This is a genomic window from Pontibacter rufus, assembly GCF_015694705.1.
Classification (GTDB): Bacteria; Bacteroidota; Bacteroidia; order Cytophagales; family Hymenobacteraceae; genus Pontibacter; species Pontibacter rufus.
Genome location: NZ_JADQDR010000004.1, coordinates 356909 through 381660 on the forward strand (window position 1 = coordinate 356909; position 24752 = coordinate 381660).

Consider the following 24752-nt stretch of genomic DNA (forward strand, 5'->3'; position numbering starts at 1 on the left):
GTTAAACATGGAGAGCAGGCAAGTACCGCCTTATATAAATAAAAACATCTGGTAGAACAATGAATAGACGCTAAACAGCTAAGCAACCTTCGTTATCTACGGGGCCTTAACTTGCAGGAACTGTAGATAAAATTACTATGCTATATACTTTATGTCCGCTATAAATAAGGAGCTACTGCTTATCTTTAGCAGATGAAGCGACTTTATATCCTCTTCTGGCTACTGTTTTGCTGTGGCCTGGCATCAGCGCAGAACATGCCCCGGGTGCGGCAAACCATTGATACGCTCACCTCCGAAACGATGCATGGGCGAGGCTATGTTTTTGAGGGCGATACGAAAGCTGCAAATTATATACGCGACAGGTTTGCTGCGGCGGGCTTGGCGCCCCTGCCACCAAGCAACAGTTATTTCCAAACGTTTACACTCCCTGTTAACCGCATCACCGAAACGCCTCTTTTAAAAGTAGATGGCAGGACACTAAAACCTGGGAAAGAGTTTGTGGTACAGGCAGCCTCTCCTACAAGTATAGGCAAAGCAAAAATGCTGCGGCTGGACACGCTTATTTTTTCGGATGCTGCTACTGCCCGAAAGTTCTTCTCCGGAGATCTTACAAAATATGCATTGGTATACCGGCAGCAGGAGGCGAAAAGGCTGCGCGAACTACCGGAAGCATATCAGCAGAAGTTGCAACAGGCAAAAGTGCACATTGTGCTGCAAAAAGGTCTGCTTACCACGGTGGCGCAGCAGCAAAGCAATATACCGGTGCTGGAAGTGCTGGAAAGCAGCTGGCCTGTCGGCGCCCAGAAAGTCAGGTATAGCATCCAAGCGGAATTTGTACCTGCATATAGCACGCAAAATGTACTGGGCTTTGTAGAAGGAAGTATACATCCTGATTCTTTCCTTGTTTTCTCGGCGCATTACGACCATTTGGGCGGACAGGGCAAAGGGGTATACTTTCCGGGTGCAAACGACAATGCCAGTGGCACGGCCATGCTGCTGGAACTGGCAGCATATTACGGGCAACCCGAGCACCGGCCCAGGTATAGCATTGCATTTATGGCCTTTGCCGCCGAAGAGGCCAGTCTGGTTGGCTCCCGCTACTACGTGCAGCATCCTGTATTTCCGCTCTCCCAAATCCGGTTTCTGGTAAACCTGGACCTGCTGGGTACCGGCAGTGAAGGCATGATGGTGGTGAACGGCAAAATACATGCGCCTGAATTTGATCTGCTGCAACGCATCAATGGGCGGGGCCGCTATCTGCCGCAAATCAAAAGCCGGGGCAAAGCTGCCAACTCCGACCATTATTACTTCTCTGAAGCGGGCGTGCCGGCATTTTTCTTTTATACTTTGGGTGGCACTGCCGCTTACCATAACGTAAACGACTATGCCCGCCAGCTGCCGCTCACAAAATTCCCAGAAATTTTTGAGCTGCTGACTGATTTTGCAGCAGCACTACAGGAATAGCCAAGCAAGCTTACTGTTCAGGACAAGTATAAGAACCTGCTTTCTTATCTATCATACAGATTTGCATCCCTGATTTGCCTGCCAACTTTAAACGGAAGCGGATGCATGGTTGCAGCATCTCATTTATAGCTGCGTTACCTATTCTACAGAAAATACCTTATCTGATTTTCAGGCACCAGCCATCCTGTTCAATATACTTTTTTAATTTATTTTTAGCCCGGCATAAAATATTTTAGTACAATTCTACTACTATTTTGCCAATCCTTTTTCCGGAATCAAAGGCACATCAACATCTAAGATTATAGATATTTAGCTCATTTATCATTACAACGGCTTAAGACTTATTGAATCCACATTTAAACCCTTCTTTAATCTACAAACTAAATAAGATTAATTAGTACAATTTAATGCTGAGCTAAGCAAAAAATATATGGTTATTTAAATTACTTTTTGCATATTATAACGTAATTACACAATACGTCTGCTATAATAGCAGCACTGGCACACAGTCAAGTATAAATTAACTCTAATATCAAAACCATGAAAAAACATTTACTTACCGCATGCACTTTTTTAGCTGCGTTCCTGTCCATTCAGGTTAGCTTTGCCACAGGCTATACCGATTATAGTTTCAAAAATAACCGCGGCATCCAGCCTAACTACACAGATGCTGGCGGAAGCGCTGACAATAAAGCTATTCTACCGCAAAATGGCAGGTGTATTGTCAGCAATGCGCAGATTACGAATGTCAGGTATATAATAGATGGCATATCTTATACCACACTGCAGGGAAAAGTTAAGCCTGGCAAAAAGGTTAAAGTGGTTTTTACAGTGCCAAAAAGCAAAAGCTTCAGCACTTATTCACTTGTCAGCTACAAAGCACCGTATGCTGTTTTCGTTGAAAGTGCCGCTGATAAGCAGGAGGTATTCGACTATAAAACAATTGATACTAAAGGTGGCACTGTTTATATGGAGATAAATGTGCCTGATTGTTATTTCCAGGTTGATTTTGTGAAAGGATGTATAATTGAGCACCTGGGCCCTGCCGGATCTAATAACTTTTATAACAGACAGGGGCGCATGATTGCCTTTACATCTGGTGGAACATTTTCGTGCATCCCGCCGGATGAAGGCACAGGTTCCGAAGGATGCACACTGGGATACTGGAAGAATCACACCGACCGCTGGTGCAGCAACTACCAAACTTCAACCCGGTTTGGTTCAGTGTTTACGGCTGCACCATCAGATCTCAAAAACCTTACTTTACTACAGGCCTTAAATTTAGGCGGAGGCGGCAAGTATAACCTGGCACGCCAGGGCGTAGCAGCCTTACTCAACGCATGCAGCGGCGAAGTAGCATCACCTTATACTACAAATGACGTAAAGACTATCGTAAACAATGCCTTCAGAAATTCCGGAACGATAGGACAAGTAGCCTCTGACCTTGATGAAGCAAATAACTTAGGTTGCCCGCTTGGAGGTACCAAAGCGACTAAGACCTCCCATGCAATGCAGGGCGTTGGGGTACTTCAGTCTGAGCAATTATCTGCTTACCCAACACCTTTTACCGATAAGGCAACGATAGAATTTACATTAACCAACGCCGGCAGTTATACCATCAACCTGTATGACATGAAAGGTAGCCTGGTAAAACAGTTGAAAGCCGGTACAGCCAAAGCAGGTGAAGTAAACCAGGTAGAGGTAGACGGAAGCTCCCTGGTTGAAGGATTATACCTGGCAAAGCTTGTAAGTGGTTCTGAAACCAAAACAATTAAGCTCCTTCTTAGTAAGGATTAAATAAGAAGACTGTCTTAAAAACTATAGAAGATTAGGTCGGGAGTATTTTCATAGATATTTCCGGCCATTATCAAAAGCGCCTGCCACTGAAAAATCAGCAGCAGGCGCTTTTGGTATACTTTAAATGATAATCCTGGTAAGCGGACAAAGTAAACCGCACCTTTTAAACTTTTCACCATCAATGTGTGAAGTATTGATCATGAGGCATTGAATACGATGAAAGTCTTGTGCCTAATGTCTCAGTACTTATGCCCTTTTACTTACAGGATGTTGTTAATCTGCTCTTTAATTTTCTCCAGTTCTTCCTTCATCTCTACTACGTGGTGCTGTATGGTAGCGTCGTTGGCTTTGGAGCCGATGGTGTTGATCTCACGGCCTATTTCCTGCGCAATAAAGCCCAGCTTTTTGCCGGTTGGTTCGGGCAGGTATACTGTTTCTGTGAAGTAGTGCAGATGGTTAACCAGACGTACCTTTTCCTCGGCAATGTCCAGCTTCTCTATATAGTACACCATCTCCTGCTCAAAACGGTTCTTATCGAATTGGTCTGAACCCGAAAGTTCCAGCATGTGGCTCTTAATGCGCTTGCGTATCAAATCTGTCCGCACGGGATCGTGCTTATCTACCTCGGCCAGCAGAATCCGGATCTTATCGATGTACGACATAATTTCGGCCGTAAGCGCCTTGCCTTCATCCGCCCGGAAAGTTTGTATATTGTGGAGCGCCTGATCAAAGAGCGGCAGCACATTTTCCCATTCCGCTCCTGTGGCTTCTTCTTCCGGCTGATCCTGCTGCAACACCTCCGGCATGTGCAGCGCCAGCCGGAACAGTTCGTTTTTAGTGGCTCCTACTGCATCTGCTGCCTCGTTCAGTTCCTGGTAATAAGCCTGCAGCAATTCCCTGTTGATGGTATTCTTTGCTTTCTGTGTCCTGTTTTTAGTATAATCAATGCACACGCTCACTTTGCCCCGCACCAATGCTTTGGTTACCAGGTTCCGGATTTCATACTCCCGATCTGTCAGAAAACGGGGCAGGCGCACGCTTAAATCCATGCCTTTAGAGTTCAGCGAACGGATTTCTACGGAGATAGAATACTGGTCGGCATCGAGGCGGGCACTGCCAAAGCCTGTCATGGACTGCAACATAAGCTCTTTTTAGAATTAATATTTTTGCAAATTAAGTATAAATATCCACTTTTGTCCGGCTGTTGCCATGAAAGCTGCCAAAACACCGGCTTTGTGTACACGGTCAATGTATAAAATTCTTACCTTTGCTGAATGAAATTTGGTGTAGTCGTTTTTCCGGGGTCCAACTGCGACCAAGACTTGGTAGATGCCATTAGCATTGGCATGCAACAGGAAGTTGTAAAGCTATGGCACAAGAGCCACGATTTACAGGGTTGTGATTTTATACTGCTGCCGGGCGGCTTTTCGTATGGCGATTACCTGCGCTCCGGCGCTATCGCCCGCATTTCGCCTATTATGCAGGAGGTAGTACAACATGCCAACAGCGGCGGCTACGTGATGGGTATCTGCAACGGTTTCCAGATTCTGACAGAGGCCGGTTTGCTGCCCGGCGCACTGCTGCGCAATGTTAACCAGAAGTTTATCTGCGACAACGTATACATCAAGCCTGCCACCACCAACCTGTTGCCTACGCGCCTGCTGGACCTGAACAAGGCTTATAAAATACCCGTGGCGCATGGCGAAGGCCGTTATCACGCCGACACGGATACCCTGAAGCGGCTGCACGACAACGATCAGATCATGTTTAAGTATAGCAGCAACGCAGCCGAAACCCACGAGCTATACAATGTAAATGGTAGTCTGCTGAATATTGCCGGTGTGAGCAACGAGAAGAAGAATGTTTTCGGTATGATGCCACACCCCGAGCGTGCCGTAGACCCGGAACTGGGCAACACTGATGGCCGTGCTATTTTCGAATCAATTGTGGAATTGGTAAACGCATAAGTTAGACTATAGACGTTAGATATTAGACCCTGGATCTTAATTATAGAAAAGCCCTGCCTGTACGTACAGGCAGGGCTTTTTACCTGTTACCAGATGCTTTGGCTGTGGACAAAGTACAAGACCGGGTTTGATGTAAGATCTAAAAGCCCTAGCTTTGCACCTGCAATGAGAAAAGCAACGCCATTCTTAACCGTCACTCCACCGTGACGCCTGCTTTACCAAGCCGTTCCGGTTTGGTCTAAGTTCTCCTTTTCTACTTTTAATATACTTTCCGCATTAACACAGGTGCGTCCCGGGCTGATTTTATACTTGTCCGTGGCACCCTATACTTTATATTTCCATGCTTTATAGTTCTATCAACTTCAAAGAAATCAATTATAAAAACGAGGTTCTCTCAGGTCTGACCGTAGCCCTGGCACTGGTGCCCGAAGCCGTTGCTTTTGCCTTTGTGGCGGGCGTAGATCCGTTGGTGGGTTTGTATGCAGCCTTTATGGTATGCCTGATTACCTCTATTTTTGGTGGCCGGCCAGGTATGATTTCCGGCGCCACCGGCGCATTGGCCGTGGTGATGGTAAGCCTGGTGAAGGACCACGGGGTAGAGTACCTGTTTGCGACCGTGGTGCTGATGGGCGTGTTACAGATGCTGTTCGGTTTACTGAAGTTGGGTAAATTTATCCGCTTTATCCCGGAGCCGGTTATTTATGGCTTTGTGAACGGCCTGGCCATCGTGATATTTATGGCGCAGTTCGGGCAGTTTAAAGTGCCCAAACTGAATGACACTGGCGTCTCCTGGATTGCTGGCGTACCGCTTTACACCATGCTCGGGCTGGTGGTGCTTACCATGGCGATCATTTTCCTACTACCCAAGCTCACCAAAGCCGTGCCGGCAGCACTTACAGCCATCGTGGTAGTGTCGGCTATTGTAATTGGCTTTAACCTGGACACCCGCACCGTAGGTGATATGGCTTCTGTGGGTGGCGGCTTCCCGGCATTTCATATTCCGGCAGTACCCTTCAATTTAGAAACGCTTAAAATCATTTTCCCTTATGCCTTTATACTTGCCGGCATTGGTTTACTGGAATCGCTGCTGACACTAACGCTGGTAGACGAGATTACCCAGACCCGCGGGCGCAGCAACCAGGAATCGGCGGCGCAGGGCCTGGCCAACGTTGTGGCAGGATTCTTCGGAAGTATGGGCGGCTGTGCGATGATTGGCCAGAGTATGATTAACGTGACTTCCGGAGGCCGCACGCGCCTGTCGGGTATTACGGCGGGTGTGATGCTGCTGGTGTTTATCCTGTTCGCTTCCAGCCTGATTGAGATGGTGCCGCTGGCAGCGCTGGTCGGCCTGATGTTTATGGTAGCCATTGGCACTTTTGAATGGTCGAGTTTCCGTATACTCCGTAAAATCCCCAAATCCGATGCTTTCGTGCTCGTAGCCGTTTCGGTGCTGACGGTTATCTTTGACCTGGCTATTGCTGTGGCCATTGGTGTGGTTATCTCGGCCATGGTGTTTGCCTGGAATAGCGCCGTGCGCATCCGCGCCCGCAAGTATGTGGACGACAAAGGTGTGAAGCATTATGAGATTTACGGCCCGCTTTTCTTCGCCTCCACCGCCAACTTCCTCGATAAATTTGATGTAGCCAACGACCCTGATGAGGTGATAGTGGACTTTGCAGAATCGCGTGTGGCTGACCACTCCGGCATTGAGGCGGTAAACAAACTCACAGAACGCTACCTGAACGCCGGCAAAACGCTGCACTTGCGCCACCTGAGCGAAGACTGCCGCCGCCTCCTCAAAAAAGCAGGCAACATGGTAGAAGTAAACATCATGGAAGACCCGCATTATGCGGTGGTAACGGACAGGCTGGCATAAAGCAATCCGATTCACAAACAAAAGAGCTCCTTTACAAGGAGCTCTTTTGTTTGGTTATAGTATACTGATGGAAGTATAAAATTAGGAACGGCCTGGCTGCTATACTTTGGCGGCGAGTTTGGCTAAAGGCTTTGGCATTTTCTGTGCTGGAGTAACTACGCTTCAGCTTCATGCTGCAGAATAACTTCAATCCGCTTATCCGGAATCAGCCACATAAAAGCTACCAGAACGTAGATGCTGCCGGCAACCCAGGGGTTGAAGTAAGTAGAACAAATAGCTGTGAAATAAAGGACGGGGGATATTTTCCCTTTTATATCTTTGCCTATAGCCTTGGTAAGTATAAAATCCGGTCCGTTGTTCTTTATAATACGGTTTTGTAAAACCCAGTAAGCGATGGAAGCCATAAAGAGTACGACGCCATACAGCGCCATCGGAGCAGCAGCAAAATGATTTTCGCCCATCCAGCCTGTCACGAATGGAATAAGCGATAGCCAGAAGAGCAAATGCAGATTCGCCCACAAAATATCGCCGGTTACTTGTTTCACCGTGTAGAGCATGTGGTGATGGTTGTTCCAGTAAATGGCTACGTAAATAAAGCTTAAGATGTAGCTGACAGTAACCGGAATTAAAGGCTTCAAGGCGTTGAAATCATTGCCATGGGGTACTTTTATTTCCAGCACCATAATGGTGATGATGATAGCCAGCACGCCATCGCTGAATGCTTCTAATCGTCCTTTACGCATATTTTCGGTTTGGAATCCTGGATTTACGGTTGGGTAAGTGGTGCTTAAAGCAATTTATGCGCAATGACCTCATGCAGATAATGGGTGAGAGATGCCTGTGCTGGATTAGAGTATGCTTTTCTTAGTATTCCTGAATGAGTACGTTTATAGGTATATTCAATGCCTTGTGAAGATTTCGAATCATTTCCAGGGTAAGCTTCCTTTTTCTGTTCAACACCTCGCTCACCCTGCTTGTGAAGCCAAGAACTTCTGCCAGATCTTTTTGCTTCATCCCTAACTGTTCCATTCTGAACTTCACCGCTTCAATCGGGTCTAGTGCTTCTATGGGAAAATGCTCTTTCTACTGTTTTTATCAACTTAATATGCATTCTCTTTCTTATTCAAATTTCAGTGACATCAACTTTACCACACTTTGCATGCATTCCGACAAACCCTACCCAGGCAATGCCATATTTGTAATTGATTCTGACTATTAACCTACAAAGGCTCAGGCCGAACACGAAGCCTGTGCTGTGTAGTAGTGCATATAAGATATGCAGGCCTATAGCAATAAATTATCATATATTCTGCACTATCAAATCGAATTACCACTCTTTTTATATTTCCCGATATTTCATTCTCAGAAGCCCTTTAAGGTTTCCTGATTCATTAAAGCCCTCGCCACTGGAATACAATTTCACATCCAGATCAAAGATAACCTCCAGGGTTTTTACATTACCCAGTATCGGTTCCGTTTCCGTACCTTCTATTACTTTAATAACCTTTAAATAGCTTCCGGCTTGACTTAAAGAGCCTTCAGATGAAAAGCCCGAATAGTTCTTTTGATCAATCACCTGCACCCTGAAACTATTCTTAGGATCAGAGGCCTGCGATGACAAGATTAGCTTATCGCCAACGGAAAGCTTTTCTTTAACTACTTGATAAGGGTAATATTCTGTGGCTGCATGGTTTAAAACCGAATCGTTTGCTACACCAAAATCGTTACTAAATTTCACATAGGGTAACTCAACTATAATGCTGGTGCCGGAAGTTAAATCTGATACAGATAATACATGACTAATAAAAGAACCATCTACTGAACTCGAGCTACTGATAAGGTTATTATCTGACACAACTCCTTGTTTACTAAAAGCTCTTCCGTCCGGAAGTGTTCCTGAAAAGCCTACAGTCTCCAGTTGAAGTTGAGGTTCTACTTCATTATCTGAATTACAGGCACTCATGGTTAGTGTCATCCACGTAAATAAGAATGTGTACAGAATGGAGGTTTTCATATTATTCTATCTTTTAGTATATGACAGCTATTGAATGCAAATCCAACTCATTATTACATTAGGCACCTTCCAGTTAATAAAGATTGGAAGCCATCATTTTTAACCCAAATAAAGTTTAATAAAAATACGAATATATTTATTAAACAAGTATGATTTAATCTAAGCAGCCCTGCGCTTTAGAAATTAATTGAGGTAATTATGGTGTAAGCACCGGATAAGTCAATCCATATGCTTACCAGCACGATGTATAACAAGGCCCCAGACTGAAAATGCTACGGCCTTGGAAAAATACGGCTAATTTATACTTTCTTAAGGCACCATCTTATTCACCGCATCAATCATGGCCAACACATCGCTGGGGTGATTGCCAATGTGCTCGCCGCGCTTTTTGCCGAGGCGCACGATGATGATGTTCTTCTCCGGAATGACAATGATGTACTGGCCAAGTATACCGCGGGCGTAGAAGATATCCTGGCCTTTGTAATGCGGCAGCAGCCACCATTGGTAGCCATAGAAATCGGTTTTTTCGCCGGTGGCGGCGGTGGGCAGGCCGCTCGGGGTGAGCGAGGCTTTGACGTAAGCGGGCGGCACGATGGTGTCACCGTTCCAGAGGCCGTTTTGCAAGTATAGCTTGCCGAGGCGGGCAAAGTCACGGGCATTGGAGAAAAAGCAACAGTAGGCTTTTTCCATGCCGCCAATGTGGTCAATACTCCATTCTGCGTCGTGGGCAGCGCCAAGTGGCTTCCATAGTTTTTCCTCGGCATATTCGCTTAAATTTTTGCCGGTAGCGGCTTTCAGCACAAAGCCCAGCACCTGTGAATCGCCGCTTTTGTAACTGAAGGCTTTACCTGGCTCCTCTACAGCTTCCAGGCGCTTGATTATTTTTTTCAGGTTATCGCCATAGTATGCCTCTGTGGTTACAGAAAAAGGATTTGCATAAGACTCGTCCCAGTTCAGGCCGGAACTCATCCAGAGCAAATCCTTTATCGTAATTTTAGCTTTGTCTCCCTCGCTAAACTCCGGCAGAAAATCGGCTACCGGCTGCTCCACGCTTTGTATCTTCCCCTCTTCTATCGCTGCGCCCACGAGCATGCTTACAATGCTTTTGGCCATAGAGAAGGAGTTGCTTTTGGAGTCTTTGCCGTAGCCGTCCCAATACTGCTCGTAAAGTATAGAATCGTTTTTGATAACCAGAAATGCCACCGACTCCAGCTCCTGGTGCAGTTGCTGCAGGCTGGCAGGCATTTGCATCTTGTTATAGTTGGCAGCCAATGGCCAGGGCTGCGGTTTTGGGGGCGCATTTACCACACGCTGCTCAAATATTTTGTTGTCGTCGATGTCGGCAAAGTTGTGGTAAATAGCCTTGTATACGTAGTTTTTGTCGGCCATTTGTATCCAGGCAGCCGCTAAAATCAGCAGCAGGATTGCACCAAGGCCATAGCGTCTGGTCTTTCGGGTCATCGTATCAACTAGAAATCGTAGCCCAGCGTGATATAAAATTTAGGCCCTTTCTGTTCACTGTCTTCCTGCCCCCAGGCCACATCCAGTTTGCCATACACGCCTAGCAGCGTGGTACGGGCGCCAACACCATACCCCAACAGGAACGGGTTGCGGTAGTTAACCACCGTAATCTCAAACGGATCTTTTTCGGTCGGGCTGGTTCTGCCACCTATGATGCGTGTGTTGATAGAGTTGCGGCCGGTAAAAGGGTTGGAGCCGTTGTATGCCGATCCTGCATCGGCAAAGGCCGTTAACTGCAGGTTGCGGAAAAAGCCCGATGGCACAGGGCCATTATAAATATACTGCACAATCGGAACGCGCAGCTCAGCGTTGGCCAGCAGGTACTTACTGCCGTTCCGGGTATTGAAGTTAAAGCCACGTAGCGGTGTTACGTACTCCAGGTAAAACAAATCAGCCGGCGAAACAACGTTGATATTGTTCTCATCCGTTGCGTCAGCATCGTTGGCTATCAGCCAGTTGTCCATGCCGCCGATCAGGAAGCGTTTCGGAGAGTTACCGAAGAAGGAGCCATAGCTCAGGCGCGTGGCCAGCACTATCTGGCGGTGCAACTTCTGGTAATGGCGCAGGTCTATATAAAACTTGCTGAAATCGCCTGCCGAACTACCAAAGCTTTTAAGGCTGAGCAGGCCCGCTTTCATACGGGTGCCCTGCATCATGTTTCCGCCGGTCGTTATGGTGTTATCAAAAACAAACTCCACATTGCCGCCGCCAAAATTGGTGACACTATCGGGCGTGGCGAAGCTGTTGATGAAGGTAAAGCGCGTGTTCACAAACATAGGCCGCACATGTATGCTGGTACTGTAGCTGAGCGGGTACACCAGCACCGGCGCAAATTCGTTGCGCCCGAAGCGCAACACAGCGCCGGTTTCATTCTCCTCTGTTACAATCACATCGCGGTGAAACTGCATGCCCAGATCCACGCGGTTTTTCAGGTTCATGTATTCGGCTGAGAGGCGGCTGGTTTTCAGGTTAGAGCGCAGGAAAGCACTGCCGCGGAGCTGGTGGTTCTCAAACAAATCGCTCATGTTTACGCCTGCCACAACCCCAAAGCCCAGTTGCGGATCTGCATAAACGGAAGTAACAATTTCCTGCACACTGAAACGCAGGTCATAGTCTATCGGGCCGGACAGTTGCAGGTTGCCGTCGGTGGACCCGGCGCGGCGCACGGGGCTTGCGGGCGCTTTCTTATTTTCGTCCTGCTGCGCCTGGCCGTTATCTTCGAACTGGTAATTCTCGATATCAACTTCTCCTTCGCGTTTTGGCTTCTTGCTGTTAGTTTCGTTTTCCAGCAGTTTTCGCGTGGCAGCGCCCTGCTGTGGCACACGCGCCCGCGTTTCAAGTATAATCTGGCGCGATGTTTTGGGTAGCGTAGCCAAAGTAGTAGGCGTAAAAGCAGGCAGCAGGTACACAAAATCGCGTGCGCGATCAGGCGCTACATAGGCCAGTGTATTGGTGGCGCTGTTGTAATCGTACTGCTTTATACTTTGCTCGAAGTTGGTGAGCGGGCTGCTGGTGCCCGAAGCCATATTGTAGCGGTACAGGCTGCGGATACCATTCTGTTCGCTCAGGTATACCAGATTGCCGTCTTGCTGGGCACGCGGACTATACTCGCCGGCAATAGAACTGGTTAGCTGCTGTAATTCCACTTGCTTGCTCACCTGAGGCAGCAGAAAAATATCATAGTTGTTTACTACCGCATTAAAGCCCGGAGAGGTGGTTTGCCCGGTAGAATCTATCCAGCGGTTGGAGCTGAAAACAATGCCTTCGCGGCCTTTCAGGAAAACCGGCTGTATGTCGTCGTAAATGTCGTTGGTGAGTTGCTGCATGGATCGGCCGTTGGCGCGCAGCAAAAATAAATCAGACTGCCCATTGCGCACGGCGCTTACCACAAGGCTTTGCCCGTCTTCGGAGTAGCTGATGTCATGCACCTGCACAAACTGGTCTAAAACTGCGGCAGACGTTCTCAAATCATCCAGGAAAGGAATACGGGCACGGCGGCGTTTCGCGTTTATCTGCCGCAGCACCATCTGGCCGCGCTGCGCCTCCACAAAGCCAATCTGGCTGTTGTTTCGCCAGGCCAGCACCGGCATGGTATAGTCGACAGCCTGATCCAGCGTTCGGTAGCCGCCCTGCCAGGCTATATGGTCGCGTTTGGTGCGCACATCCTGCACTACTATTCTGTAAATCCCGTTTTCGTTCTCTACGTAAGCCAGCATGGTGCCGGCCGGGTTCAGCATCGGCTCGGTGTAGCGCAGGTCTTTTTTGTTGGTTTTGAACAGCTTCGCACTCTCCGGCATTAGTACCAGCGGGTTGTCCGAACGGTTATTGATCTGCTTATAATAGTTGTACCAGTCGTTCAGGAAGCGTTTGTAGGGGATATTCAGACTGCTCGTAATGCCAATCTCCACGTCGCGCGTAATGCGCGTCAGGTTCAGGATGTTCTGGATGGCCGTATAGCCGTAGCGCTCTGCAATATAATTCCAGATTGACTGTCCGGCCAGTTGGGGGCTTTGCGCCAGTAACTTCTCAGGTTTTAGGTCTGGCTCCTGCAGCAGCATGCTGCGCATGTAGTTGTCCATCTCCAGGCTCCAGCCCTCGGCGGTGTAGGCTGCCACGCCACCGATAAACCAGTCGGGCAGGCGCAGCAGGTAACTGCTTTGCAAGGCCTCTTTCAGGCTGCCGCCATACATCATGTCGTTCAGCAAAAGCTCCGTTAGCTTATAGCTTAGTTCGTGCTTAAAGCCGGTCTGTGTACCCGGGAAGGCAATTTCGACCTTGTTTTTCATGAACAGCGTTTCGCCGCCTGTCTGAAACTGATCGTTGTCAATGCCAATGTTACTCTGCTTCAGATCGGTGGGCGAGTTGTAGAGGATGAGCGTTACCTTGGCATAAGGATAATAGCCAATCAGGCTGGTTACGCGCTTCAGTTCCTGCTCAGCGTAAGCAGCGGCATTCTGTGCTATTTCCTGGCCGCCCTGCGAAAAGTAGATATTGAAGTTTTGGGTGCTGTATAGTTTCCAGTCAAAATTTTTGTACTGGATGCGGCTTTTGCCAAATGTATCGCGGCTTGGTTGCGCCTGCAGGGCAGTGCCCGCCAGGGTGCAAAGCACAAACAGCAACAGTAACCTTATAGAAAAACGCATGCGCTTAGGGTTGAATAAATTTTAGTAGTTTAAGTAACCGAGATGACCAGTATAATATTTTCATAGCGTAAGGTGTATGCAGCCCAGGCCCAAAGGTTAAGTATGCATTGTGTTAGCAAATAATCGTCCTATACTGTAATTTCTATCAAGCCAAAGACAACCTTACCGCCATACTTGGCTTGTGCTTCGGCCTTATCCAAGAACTTTATCTTTTTTATTTCTTCTGCCTTGATATTGCTTAGCTGCCTGTGTCTCCCGGCGTAGGAGGCAATGAGCTTTTCATTCACCACAATCGGTATTTTATACTGGATTCCAATCTGCCGTACCTGCGCGTCCACTTGCCTGTAAATATAATTCTCTACATCAAGGTCAGCGGACGACTTGATCATAACGCATTGGCTGTTACTGAACCCCAGTTCCTCTAACTTCTCCCGGCTCGCTGCCTGCTCGAAATGCGCAAGCTGCTGCTGCGGAACAATTTCATTGTAAGGTGAAACCAGGCCGTCCACCACATGAACGCAGTCTTTGTCATACATATCTACTGTCAGCACTTCCCTGCTGTTTACAACAGGCACCTCCAATGTCCTTCCGTTTACCCTTTGGGAGTATCCTTCGGTAAAAACAAACAAGATGAAAAAGCAGGAGAAAAATAGCTTCGTTTTCATAAGTAGTATACTAATAAGTAGCAAGACAGTATCACCTTACATCATTTCGTCATCCTGCAAGTATAAATCCCGCACTTGTTGCGGAGGAGCTTTTTAAAGAAAGCCCTATTCCTGCCTGTAGCATTAACTCAACCTCTCATCTACCAGATTTCTTAACAGAAAGACAGAGGATGCCACTAACAAACTTAATTCCGTCAGGTTATTTATTCAATTGTGCACCAACAACTGGTATTAGCATATTACAAGATGTACAGCGGCTTCAAACGCTGGTGCCTCAACTTTTTTACTTAGTCGTAATATAACGAAAAATATCTTGAAATATTTACTTCCGGCATCACTTCTGATCCACTTATAAGTGCCGCTGCAAAATGTTGTGCTAAGTACGGCGCCATCAGCACGCCTTTAGAGCCCATACCATTAAACACATGCAGTTGCGCATGCGCCGGGTGCCGCCCTGCCAACGGGTGCCTGTCGCGCACGGCAGGCCGTATACCTGCCAGGTGATTAACCAGCGAAAAAGGCTGTGAAGTGATTTGGCTGAAGCGTTCCGTCAGTTCCTGCCGGCCTTCCGGCGTCGGCTGTTCATCAGGTTTGCGCCAGTTATAGGTGGCGCCCACTTTAAACCTCCCTGCCCCTACCGGAACAACGTAAACGGCTTTGTTATAGATGCATTCAGGCGCGAAATTCTGCACCTCTAACTCCAGCACCTCGCCTTTGGTGGGCTGTATTGGCAGCCAGCTGAAGTATGGATTGTTAATTACCTGATAGCCTTCGCAGAACACCAGCTGCCTGGCCACAAAGTTTTTATACTTCACATCCTGCGCTGTGAGCTGCAATTGCGCCATTTCAAAGCGCTCCGGCAGCAGCAGGCCCTGTGCCAGCAATTCCTCAGTCAGCAAACGCAGCATCTCAGCCACCTGCAGGTAGCCGCCGCGCCCAATCAGCACGCCGCCGAAAGGGTCCTGCACCGCCGGCTGGTTTATACTTTGGGTATAAGTGCCAAGTATAAATTCGTTCCAGCCATCGCCGGCGCTTTTGGCCATCCAGGTGTTCTGTTCTTCTATGCTGGAGAATATCTTATAAATAGGCTTGTGGAAGTATAGCTGCTGACCGAAATAAGCCTCCAGTTCACTATAAAAAGCATCAGCCGCAGGTATAAACGCATCGGCCAGCCAGGTTTTGGCAAAGCGCTTGCCGGCTACCGGGTTCACCAGGCCCGCCGCTACCTTAGAGGCTGAATCCGCTTTTGGCTCATCAATTACCAGCACTTCTTGTCCCTGTTGCCGCAAAGTATAAGCAAGTATAGCGCCGGCCAGGCCATGACCTACAACTATAAAATCATATTTCATCGGGGCAAGTTACGAGATGTATCCCTGAAATTTGTACCTTTAGGAGCCGATTTTGTGGGTTGGATAAAAGATAAACCCTGAAATAGCGCAAGTGTTCAGCGCCGCCACTTGTGCTTATACATGATAGCAAGTCTTCAGACTTGCTATCATGTATGATTGCGGAATACAAGTATAGATTACATTTTAACAACAAGGCGCTAAGTATGAATCAGAGGACGACGGTCTACGCAAGTCTGAAGACCTGCCTATATTTTTAGGCACAAGTTACGCTTCACTAAAGACTTGCGCCATACTTGCATCTGAGACCCTTGTTGCGACGGAATACCTCGCAGTGTGCGCAGTTCCCGCGAGTGTCAGAGCCAGTGATTTTAGTTTAAGAGCTGCCAAATATCTAAACAGAAACCGATGGAAGTTACCCGTTTTACGTTTAACCCTTTCCAGGAAAATACTTACCTGCTGCACGACGACACCAACGAGTGCGTAGTGATAGATCCGGGTTGCTACGAGCCGGAAGAACGCCGGGAGCTGCAAAAATATATTGCCGGCAACAACCTGAAAGTGGTGCGCCTGCTGAACACGCACTGCCACATAGACCACGTGCTGGGCAATCAATTTGTAGCCGGTACCTATAAAGTGGGGTTGGAGATTCACGCTGAAGACGAGCAGGTGCTGCGTGCCGTGCCGACCTATGCATCTGCGTATGGCTTTCCGATGTATGCGGAACAATTGCCGGAAAAGTATCTGAAGGAAGGCGATGCCGTGAAATTTGGAAATACGGAACTGCAGGTACTGTTTGCGCCCGGCCACGCGCCAGGCCACGTAGTGTTTTACAGTGCGCCCGACAAAGTTGTGATTGGCGGCGATGTGCTGTTCCGGCAAAGCATCGGCCGCACCGATTTGCCCGGCGGCGACTTTGATACGCTTATCCAAAGTATAAAAACAAAGCTTTTTACACTGCCCGACGAGGTAACCGTTTATCCCGGCCACGGCCCGGAAACCACCATCGGCTACGAAAAGAAACATAATCCCTTCTTACAATAAAGAAAGGACACAAGTATACAGTGGAATATACCAGGTATCGGCAACATCAAACCAAAGACTTTCTGCTGATTTATACTTCGTAAGCTGCATGTTATATACAAAGGTTAAAATATTTGAAATGTATGGCGTATTTTGCATGCTTACTTAACGCACGCTGTTGCCTCAATTTTCCAGCATGAAGAAGCACATACCTAATGCCGTTACCTGCCTCAACCTGTTTTCGGGTTGCCTGGCGCTGTACTTCGCTTTCCACGACAACCTGATTTATACTGCCTACCTGGTGGGTCTTGCCGCCGCATTCGATTTCCTGGATGGCATGGTGGCCCGGGTGCTCAAAACAAGCTCAGAAATAGGCAAGCAGCTCGATTCGCTGGCAGATATGGTATCGTTTGGCGTGGTGCCGGGCGCTATTATGTTTATGATGCTGTCTAAAGTAGGGCACCCGGTGCTGGGCATACATGAGGATGTGATTCCATTTTTTGGGTTTCTGATCACAGTTTTCTCGGCGCTCCGCCTGGCTAAGTTTAACCTCGACACCCGCCAGACCACCTCATTTATCGGCTTACCAACGCCGGCCTGTACCATACTGGTTGCATCGCTGCCGCTGATTCTGGCCAACGGCACGCTGCTGCACTACGAGATTATCCAAAACTACTACCTGCTGCTGCCGCTTACGGTATTACTCTCTTATCTGCTGGTAGCCGAGTTGCCGCTGTTTGCTCTCAAGTTCCAAAACCTGACCTGGCAGGACAACGCCACGCGTTTTATTTTCCTGGGGCTTTCGGTTATCTTACTGGCACTGCTTAACTTCGCGGCCATACCGCTTATCATTGCGCTATACATACTTTTGTCTATCATTAAAAAACCGCATACCCATCATGAAATTTACCGCTGAAATAGATGTAATGCCCCGCCCCGAACTGTTAGACCCGCAAGGCAAAGCCGTGCTGCTGGGCCTGGAACACCTGGGCCTCGACCAGATAGGGAACGTGCGTATCGGCAAGCACATTACGCTGCAACTGGAAGCTGAAAACGAAGAAATTGCCCGCGAAAAGGTAGAAAAAGCCTGCAGCAAGCTGCTGGCCAACCTTATTATGGAGTCTTATACATACGCGCTGGAGCAGCAATAAAGTGGCTGTGGCACAATAATTCAGCCGTATTTCTGGTTAGAAAGGTGCCTGCCGTGCCCGCGGGCATCTTTCCTTTTTATTGTTTCTGATGATGAGGCTTCTCCGACTGCTTCTCGTTTGCGCGCTGTTATGGCTGAGCGCCGGCAATAGCGGCGTGAAGGCCCAGCCAACCTCCCGCCCAGTTATAACGCTGGACTGGCAGGAGTTACAGGGAGTGTCCTCCGGCGACAATCCGGGCAAAATTCCGGCTTTTACCGGCGCCGCCATAGATTATGCCCGCCGCCTGCCATACTACCGCCTCCGCATTCCGAACGCGCACCTGGCCGATTTTAAGCTGACACAAACAAGTTACATAGCCTTTACTGCTGAAGAGGAGCAATTTTTTAAGAATGCTGCTGTTGGCGAAAGCCCGGCCATCAGCCTTGTAAATGCCACGGAAAACAAAAGCCCGGCAACACTGGTAACCATACTTCCCATCCGGCAGAACCCGCAAACCAGGCAGTTGGAAAAGCTCGTACAGTTCAGCTATACCTATACTTCCGCACCAACCAACGCCACGCAATCCACTGCGCGCGCCGGCAGCTCTTATACTTCCACATCCGTACTCAGCGCCGGCGACTGGTACAAACTGGCCGTAACCGAATCCGGCATCCACAAAATTGATAAACATATACTGCAGGCGCTCGGCATCAACACACAAAGTATAGACCCGAAAACAATACAACTGTACGGCAACGGCGGCGGGATGCTGCCCCAGCCCAACGCCGCGCCACGCCCCGACGATTTGCAGGAAAACGCCATTCTGGTGGCCGGCGAAGCTGATAGCAGATTCGACGATGGAGATTATGTGCAGTTTTATGCGCAAGGGCCACATACCTGGGCTTATAACGCAGAACGGCAGCAATTTCAGCACAGCTATAACTTTTACACCGATACGGCTTATTATTTTCTGCGGATAGGTTATACTTCGGGCAGGCGCATCCAATCGCGCGGGCAGGCAGCCGGGGCTACGCAAACCATCAGCAGTTATGACGAGCACCTCTTCTATGAAAAGGATTTGAAGAACATGGTGTACTCCGGCCGCGAATGGTATGGCGAGGAGTTCAGCTCTTTTACGCCTGCACGTGATGTTAGCTTTACTGTGTCGGACCTCGTGCCGGGCGCTGCGTTAAAGCTGACGGCTTTCCTGATGGCCAACTCACCGGCGGATTGCTCCTTTACCGTAAACCTGAATGGGCAAACGCTTGGCTCCCAAAGTATACGCAACCGCGGCACCTACAATTATCACCCGGAAGGCATTAATAATATCCATACTTATACTACCGGGCAACAGGCGCTGGGCAGCGCAACTGAACTGAAGGTAAATCTGCAATTCAATCCCGGCGGCAGTTCTACCTCGCTGGGCTACCTGAATTACCTGGAACTGAACTATACGCGCCGGCTACAACTTTATGGCGAACAGACCAGTTTCCGGTCTGTGGCAAGTATGGCTGCGCCCGTCAGCACGTTTGAAATCACGAACGCTCCGGCCACTGCTGTGGTATGGGACGTAACCAATCCGGTGCAGCCGGTAACGCAGCAAACCATCGTCGACACTGGCCTCCGTTTTAGCGCCCCAACAGATGTGCTGCACGAGTTTACCATATTCCAGCCCGGTATTGGCATCCAGCCTATACCTATCGGCAAAGTGGCCAACCAGAACCTGCACGCCCTTAACCTCGACGGCAATACCGACCTGGTAATTGTTACGCACCCGGAGTTTTTACAGGAAGCCAACCGGCTGGCGGCTTACCGCAGCCAGCACAGCAACATGCAGGTACAGGTGGTTACAACTAATCAGGTGTTCAATGAGTTTTCGTCGGGTGCGCTGGATGTAACGGCTATCCGTGATTTTATGCGGATGGTATACAGCCGCAGCCGTAAAAGTGGCACAAACGCTTTATACCTGCTGCTTTTCGGCGATACCTCCTACGACTATAAAAACCACCTTGGCCGCAATACCAACATAGTGCCCGTGTATGAATCCCGGGAGTCATTAAATCCTATTACCAGCTATTCCTCCGAAGATTATTATGGTTTTCTGGATGAGAACGAAGGCGAGTGGGCGGAAACTATGGCCGGCGATCACCTGCTGGACATCGGCATCGGCCGCCTGCCGGCCAAAACAGCGCAGGAAGCAGCCACAATGGTAAATAAAATTATGGCTTATGAAAGCCCCCGGCATTTCGGCAAATGGCGCGGCCAGGTTACGTTTGTGGCCGACGATGGCGACAACAATGAGCACCTGGAAGATGCGGAATTTCTGGCAAATTACCTGGAAAGCGCTTTCCCCGGTTATACTTCCAACAAAGTATACCTCGACCTTTTTCCGCAGCAGGCTGTCGCCAACGGCCAGCGATCGCCGGCTGCCGCGGCAGCTTTGGACAAAGCTGTAGCACAGGGCTCCCTGGTAACAAATTACACCGGCCACGGCAACGAAGTAAGCTGGACAGCAGAGCAAATACTGACCATCCCCCAGATTGAAGCCTGGAACAACAGCGACAACCTGACCTTTCTGCTGACTGCCACCTGCGAGTTTGGCCGCTACGATGATCCTGCCCGCTCTTCTGCCGCAGAACTGGCCCTGTTGCAGCCTGGCGGCGGCGCAGTAGGCCTTCTTACCACCACCCGGCCCGTGTATGCTGATGATAATCGTGTGCTTAACCGCAATTTTTTTAATGCCGCTTTTGCCCCTGCAGACGGGCAGATGCCGCGCCTTGGCGATTTGGTGTTGCGCACCAAAAACAACAGCATCGCCGATGGCGCAAACGGTGCCAGCGTTGTAAACAACCGCAATTTCACGCTGCTTTCCGACCCATCGCTCCAGCTGGCGTACCCGGGCTTACAGGCACAAATCACCCAAATCAATGGCAGACAGGTAAGTGCTGACACTTTAGGGGCTTTGGGTAAGGTAATGCTTACAGGGCAGATAACGGATGCAGCCGGTACCATTGTCACAGATTTTAACGGCAATCTCCGGCTGACCGTGTATGAGAAACCGGTTACGCAGGTTACTTTGGGCGACGAAAGCACGCCTGTAGCGGTGAGGCTGCGCGAGAATATATTGTATGACGGCAAAGCCAGCGTAAAGAACGGCCTTTTTGAAGCTGCTTTTGTGGTGCCGAAAGACATCACTTATACTTACGGGCAAGGCAAAATTACGCTTTATGCCAGCAGCGATACCCAGGATGCAATGGGCGCTAACCAATCTATCATAATCGGAGGAACAGCCACAACAACAGCAACCGACAATGTGCCGCCTACCATCCGGTTATACATGGAAGACGAGTCGTTTGTATTTGGCGGAAGCACGGGCAGTAACCCGGCTGTGCTGGCAAAACTGTACGACGCAAATGGCATTAACACAGCTGGCATCGGCATCGGACACGAGATTACAGCCATACTGGATGGGAACAAAGACAACCCGCTTGTGCTGAATGATTTTTATACTTCCGAAACTGACAGTTACCAGGAAGGCCGCATCAGGTATAACTTTAAGGATCTGGCGCCCGGCCCGCACTCGCTCCGGCTAAAGGTATGGGACACCTACAACAACGCCGCAGAAGAATATATAGAATTTTTTGTATCTAATGAGGAGAAACTTTCGTTAGAACATGTGCTGAACTACCCGAATCCGTTTTCCACTAAAACAACATTCCATTTTGACCACAACAAAGCCGGTGAAACCCTGGATATCCAGGTTCAGATTTTTACCATTTCCGGGAAACTGGTGAAGACGCTGCAAACTACCAGCTATGCCAGCAAGTCACATTTCGCCGGGTTAACCTGGGATGGCCGTGATGAGTATAAGGACGTGCTGGCGCAGGGCGTTTATGTATACAAAGTGAATGTACGTTCGCAGCTGGACGGCTCAAAAACCTCGAAATTTGAGAAACTTGTACTTTTAAACTAACATAGTTCGCTATTCTTGTTATATTTGATTTAGTTATTAATATCCATCATTTTATGTATAAAAGAAGTATACTTTTTAAGGCCGCTACCTTTTTACTGGCCTTGACCTCGGCGCCATTTGCTTTTGGTCAGGGCACTATTGGGCAGGATAACGAGGTGAAGGCTGTTACCACAGCAGTTCCTATACTTACTGTAGCCCCCGATGCCCGTTCTGCCGCCCTCGGTGATGCCGGTGTGGCCATCAGCCCGGATGCCAACTCTCCGCACTGGAACCCTGCCAAACTCGGCTTTGTCGAAAATGATATGAGCGTCAGCCTGTCGTACTCGCCCTGGTTACGAAATATCGTGGATGATATGTCGCTCAGCTACCTCTCGGGTTACAAGAAACTCAACGAAACATCGGCTATATCGCTTTCCCTTTTGTATTTTGATTTAGGCGATATACAGTTTATAGATGCTAACCGTAATCCAATCCAGGACTACAGCCCTAAGGAATATGCTATATCAGTAGCCTACGGCCAAGCCTTGAGCGAGAACCTCAGCCTGGGTATAGGTGCCCGTTTTATACATTCTAACTTGGCTGGTAACGTAAATGTTGGCGGCGGTTCCACATCTTTCGAGTCCCAGCCCGGTAACACAGCTGCTGTTGACATTGGTATTTACTATAACAAAGATCTGGGGCAGAAAGTAAACCTGGCCTTGGGAGCTAATGTCTCCAATATTGGTGGAAAAATTGCCTATACCACCCGAGATGAAAAAGATTTCTTGCCTACTAACCTGAAGTTGGGTACTGCTGTAACCTATAACCTGGATGCGTATAATACCCTGACTCTGGTGCTGGATGCCAACAAGCTGCTTGTACCATCACCGGGAGCAGATGCAGATCAGGGCGTCGTAAGTGGTATTTTCACCTCTTTTGGTGATGCCGAAGGCGGCTTTAGCGAAGAGGTGCAGGAAGTAAACCTATCAGGCGGCTTCGAATACTGGTACAACAACCTGTTCGCGGCCAGAGTCGGTTATTTCTATGAGAATCCTGAAAAAGGAGGTCGCCAGTACTTATCTACCGGCCTTGGACTTCGCTACCAGAAATTCGGGCTTGATGCTGCTTACCTGATTCCGGGTGAGCAGGGTAATCCCCTGGCTCAAACCATGCGCTTTACTTTATTGCTTAATTTAGATCAATAGTTAACCTGATATTACAGAATGCTTGATAGAACAAAAGCTCCTGAAACATACGAAATAGATGCGGTAACGCTACACGAAGCCGAGGTAACCAACCTGGCTAACGGGGCGCGATTACATGTAATAAAAAGCGAAACCCAGCCTGTTATCAGGCTGGATTTTGTTTTTAAGGCCGGTAAGTGGTTTGAAACCGGCAATGGAGTATCTGATTTAACAGCCAAGATGTTGCTCGAGGGCACCATTAACCGCACGGCCAAACAAATAGCGGAAACGATCGCTTACTATGGCGCCTCTTTTGAAGGTAATCACGGCTATGATCGCACAGAATTCACCTTATACTGCTTAGCCAAACACCTGAACGAGTTGCTGCCCCTGGTGCTGGATGTGTTGCAAAACCCGTCATTCCCCAAGGAAGAATTTGCCCTGTTAAAGCAGCGCTCACAGCAAAACTTAAAGTTGCAACGCCAGAAGAACAATTACCTGGCCACGCATTGCTTTACAAAGTCTGTTTACGGCCCCGGGCATCCATACATTTACGGGTTTGATGCAGATGCTTTCGATGATCTACAATTAACGGATCTGATAAGCTTTTACCACAGCCATTATGTTACGCAGGAACTGGAAGTTTTTGCCTGTGGCAGTATTGAGGCATCCACACAAAAATTGCTGGCAGATGAAATCAGTAACCTTCATCTGCAGCCAGCCAGTAAGATTATCCCTGTAAATAAGCCTGAAATTAAATCAGCTGAGGCCAGCTATGCTCTTGTAGAAATGCCGGATAGCTTGCAGTCTTCTATAAGAGTGGGCAAACGGTTCCCATCTATACATGATGAGGATTACCTCGATCTGCTAGTGCTGAATGAGCTGCTGGGAGGCTATTTCGGATCACGCCTAATGCGTAATATCCGGGAAGATAAAGGCTATACCTATGGCATACATTCTTCCGTTTCACCGAGAGAGCACGACACTCTATTTTATATAGGTACGGATGTAAATTATACGGTAACGGATAATACCATTGAGGAGATTAAAAAAGAGTTGCAGGCACTTCAACAGGATGAGATCCCGGCAGAAGAATTACAAACCGTAAAGAACTACATGCTGGGTAAATTCTTAAACGACATTGCAACCATATTCGAACAGTGTGACCGTTATAAACGCATTGTGCTTTACCAGTTACCGCAAAACCATTACAATGATTTTGTAACAGCTATCAAGACCATTACCCCATCACGACTTCAGCAGCTGGCAAAGCAATATTTAGATTATGCTGACATGCAGACTGCTTTAGCAGGTAAAAGGAGCTGATAAAAAGAGTAACAGACTATAAACCAAAAGCCGTTAAGAGGGAGACTCGCTTAACGGCTTTTTGGTTTTTGAACTTAAAACGTTAAAGTAGTCTGTTTCAATTAACCTAAGTCTTCCGATAAGGAGAACCTTACAACAAGCGCAGGCTGTTAGAATTACAAAGGCGCTTAAGAAATTGTATAGGAGTATAGTTTGCAGTTATACTTTAAACCCATTGCAGTGCAGCAATTAGCTAACACAATCCAGTTGTTAATGGCGTTTGTGTAAAAAGAGATGCCCCCTGTAGATTTCTCTACAGGGGGCATCTCTTTGTTATAGGGTTGGCGGCCACCTACTCTCCCGGG

Annotated in this window: 17 protein-coding genes and 1 pseudogene; 10 read left to right on the forward strand and 8 right to left on the reverse strand. The window is 48.3% G+C overall.

Annotated elements, in window-relative coordinates; translation table 11 throughout:
- Positions 1 to 192: 192 nt before the first annotated feature.
- Together I2I11_RS09515 and I2I11_RS09520 are read left to right on the forward strand one after the other, a co-directional pair.
- Positions 193 to 1464, forward strand: a complete 1272-nt coding sequence (locus I2I11_RS09515; RefSeq protein WP_196267445.1) for a M28 family metallopeptidase — start codon at positions 193 to 195, stop codon at positions 1462 to 1464.
- A gap of 540 nt (positions 1465 to 2004) precedes the next feature.
- On the forward strand, positions 2005 to 3261 hold the full coding sequence (locus I2I11_RS09520; protein WP_196267446.1) for a T9SS type A sorting domain-containing protein: 1257 nt from the start codon (positions 2005 to 2007) through the stop codon (positions 3259 to 3261).
- Between the two features lie 260 nt (positions 3262 to 3521).
- Here I2I11_RS09520 and I2I11_RS09525 read toward each other — a convergent pair whose 3' ends face one another.
- On the reverse strand, positions 3522 to 4403 hold the full coding sequence (locus I2I11_RS09525; RefSeq protein ID WP_196267447.1) for a YicC/YloC family endoribonuclease: 882 nt from the start codon (positions 4401 to 4403) through the stop codon (positions 3522 to 3524).
- A gap of 132 nt (positions 4404 to 4535) precedes the next feature.
- On the opposite strand from I2I11_RS09525, the gene purQ reads away from it, so the two are divergent.
- On the forward strand, positions 4536 to 5228 hold the full coding sequence (purQ, locus tag I2I11_RS09530; protein ID WP_196267448.1) for a phosphoribosylformylglycinamidine synthase subunit PurQ: 693 nt from the start codon (positions 4536 to 4538) through the stop codon (positions 5226 to 5228).
- A 340-nt stretch (positions 5229 to 5568) separates the two neighbouring features.
- Positions 5569 to 7104: a SulP family inorganic anion transporter gene (locus tag I2I11_RS09535; protein ID WP_196267449.1), complete on the forward strand. Its 1536-nt coding sequence runs from the start codon at positions 5569 to 5571 to the stop codon at positions 7102 to 7104.
- 155 nt (positions 7105 to 7259) lie between these two features.
- Here the strand turns inward: I2I11_RS09535 and I2I11_RS09540 are convergent, their stop codons facing one another.
- The 7 genes and pseudogenes from I2I11_RS09540 to I2I11_RS09570 form a co-directional block, all read right to left on the reverse strand.
- Positions 7260 to 7847 carry a TMEM175 family protein gene (locus I2I11_RS09540; RefSeq protein WP_196267450.1) on the reverse strand — a complete coding sequence of 196 codons (588 nt, stop codon included), beginning with the start codon at positions 7845 to 7847 and terminating at the stop codon, positions 7260 to 7262.
- A gap of 121 nt (positions 7848 to 7968) precedes the next feature.
- Positions 7969 to 8184: pseudogene (locus I2I11_RS09545) on the reverse strand (helix-turn-helix domain-containing protein); the annotation flags it as partial.
- 259 nt (positions 8185 to 8443) lie between these two features.
- On the reverse strand, positions 8444 to 9118 hold the full coding sequence (locus I2I11_RS09550) for a hypothetical protein (RefSeq protein ID WP_196267452.1): 675 nt from the start codon (positions 9116 to 9118) through the stop codon (positions 8444 to 8446).
- Positions 9119 to 9427: 309 nt separating this feature from the next.
- On the reverse strand, positions 9428 to 10579 hold the full coding sequence (locus I2I11_RS09555; protein ID WP_196267453.1) for a serine hydrolase domain-containing protein: 1152 nt from the start codon (positions 10577 to 10579) through the stop codon (positions 9428 to 9430).
- A gap of 8 nt (positions 10580 to 10587) precedes the next feature.
- Positions 10588 to 13782, reverse strand: a complete 3195-nt coding sequence (locus I2I11_RS09560) for a hypothetical protein (protein ID WP_196267454.1) — start codon at positions 13780 to 13782, stop codon at positions 10588 to 10590.
- Positions 13783 to 13910: 128 nt separating this feature from the next.
- Positions 13911 to 14447, reverse strand: coding sequence for a hypothetical protein (locus I2I11_RS09565; protein WP_196267455.1), 537 nt, complete (start codon positions 14445 to 14447; stop codon positions 13911 to 13913).
- A gap of 287 nt (positions 14448 to 14734) precedes the next feature.
- The gene (locus I2I11_RS09570; protein WP_196267456.1) at positions 14735 to 15796 is read right to left on the reverse strand and encodes an NAD(P)/FAD-dependent oxidoreductase; all 1062 of its coding nucleotides are present in this window, start codon (positions 15794 to 15796) and stop codon (positions 14735 to 14737) included.
- Between the two features lie 405 nt (positions 15797 to 16201).
- Between I2I11_RS09570 and I2I11_RS09575 the strand changes: the two genes are divergently transcribed.
- The 6 genes from I2I11_RS09575 (at position 16202) to I2I11_RS09600 (ending at position 24408) form a co-directional block, all read left to right on the forward strand.
- Entirely contained in the window at positions 16202 to 16837 is a 636-nt protein-coding gene (locus tag I2I11_RS09575; RefSeq protein WP_196267457.1) for an MBL fold metallo-hydrolase, read from the forward strand.
- Positions 16838 to 17012: 175 nt separating this feature from the next.
- Positions 17013 to 17732, forward strand: coding sequence for a CDP-diacylglycerol--serine O-phosphatidyltransferase (pssA, locus tag I2I11_RS09580; RefSeq protein ID WP_196267458.1), 720 nt, complete (start codon positions 17013 to 17015; stop codon positions 17730 to 17732).
- Entirely contained in the window at positions 17716 to 17967 is a 252-nt protein-coding gene (purS, locus tag I2I11_RS09585; protein ID WP_196267459.1) for a phosphoribosylformylglycinamidine synthase subunit PurS, read from the forward strand. Before pssA ends, purS begins: the two co-directional genes overlap by 17 nt.
- 88 nt (positions 17968 to 18055) lie before the next feature.
- Positions 18056 to 21919: a type IX secretion system sortase PorU gene (gene porU, locus I2I11_RS09590; protein ID WP_230680013.1), complete on the forward strand. Its 3864-nt coding sequence runs from the start codon at positions 18056 to 18058 to the stop codon at positions 21917 to 21919.
- A gap of 53 nt (positions 21920 to 21972) precedes the next feature.
- Positions 21973 to 23103: a type IX secretion system outer membrane channel protein PorV gene (gene porV, locus I2I11_RS09595; protein WP_196267460.1), complete on the forward strand. Its 1131-nt coding sequence runs from the start codon at positions 21973 to 21975 to the stop codon at positions 23101 to 23103.
- Between the two features lie 18 nt (positions 23104 to 23121).
- Entirely contained in the window at positions 23122 to 24408 is a 1287-nt protein-coding gene (locus tag I2I11_RS09600; RefSeq protein ID WP_196267461.1) for a M16 family metallopeptidase, read from the forward strand.
- Positions 24409 to 24752 lie beyond the last annotated feature (344 nt).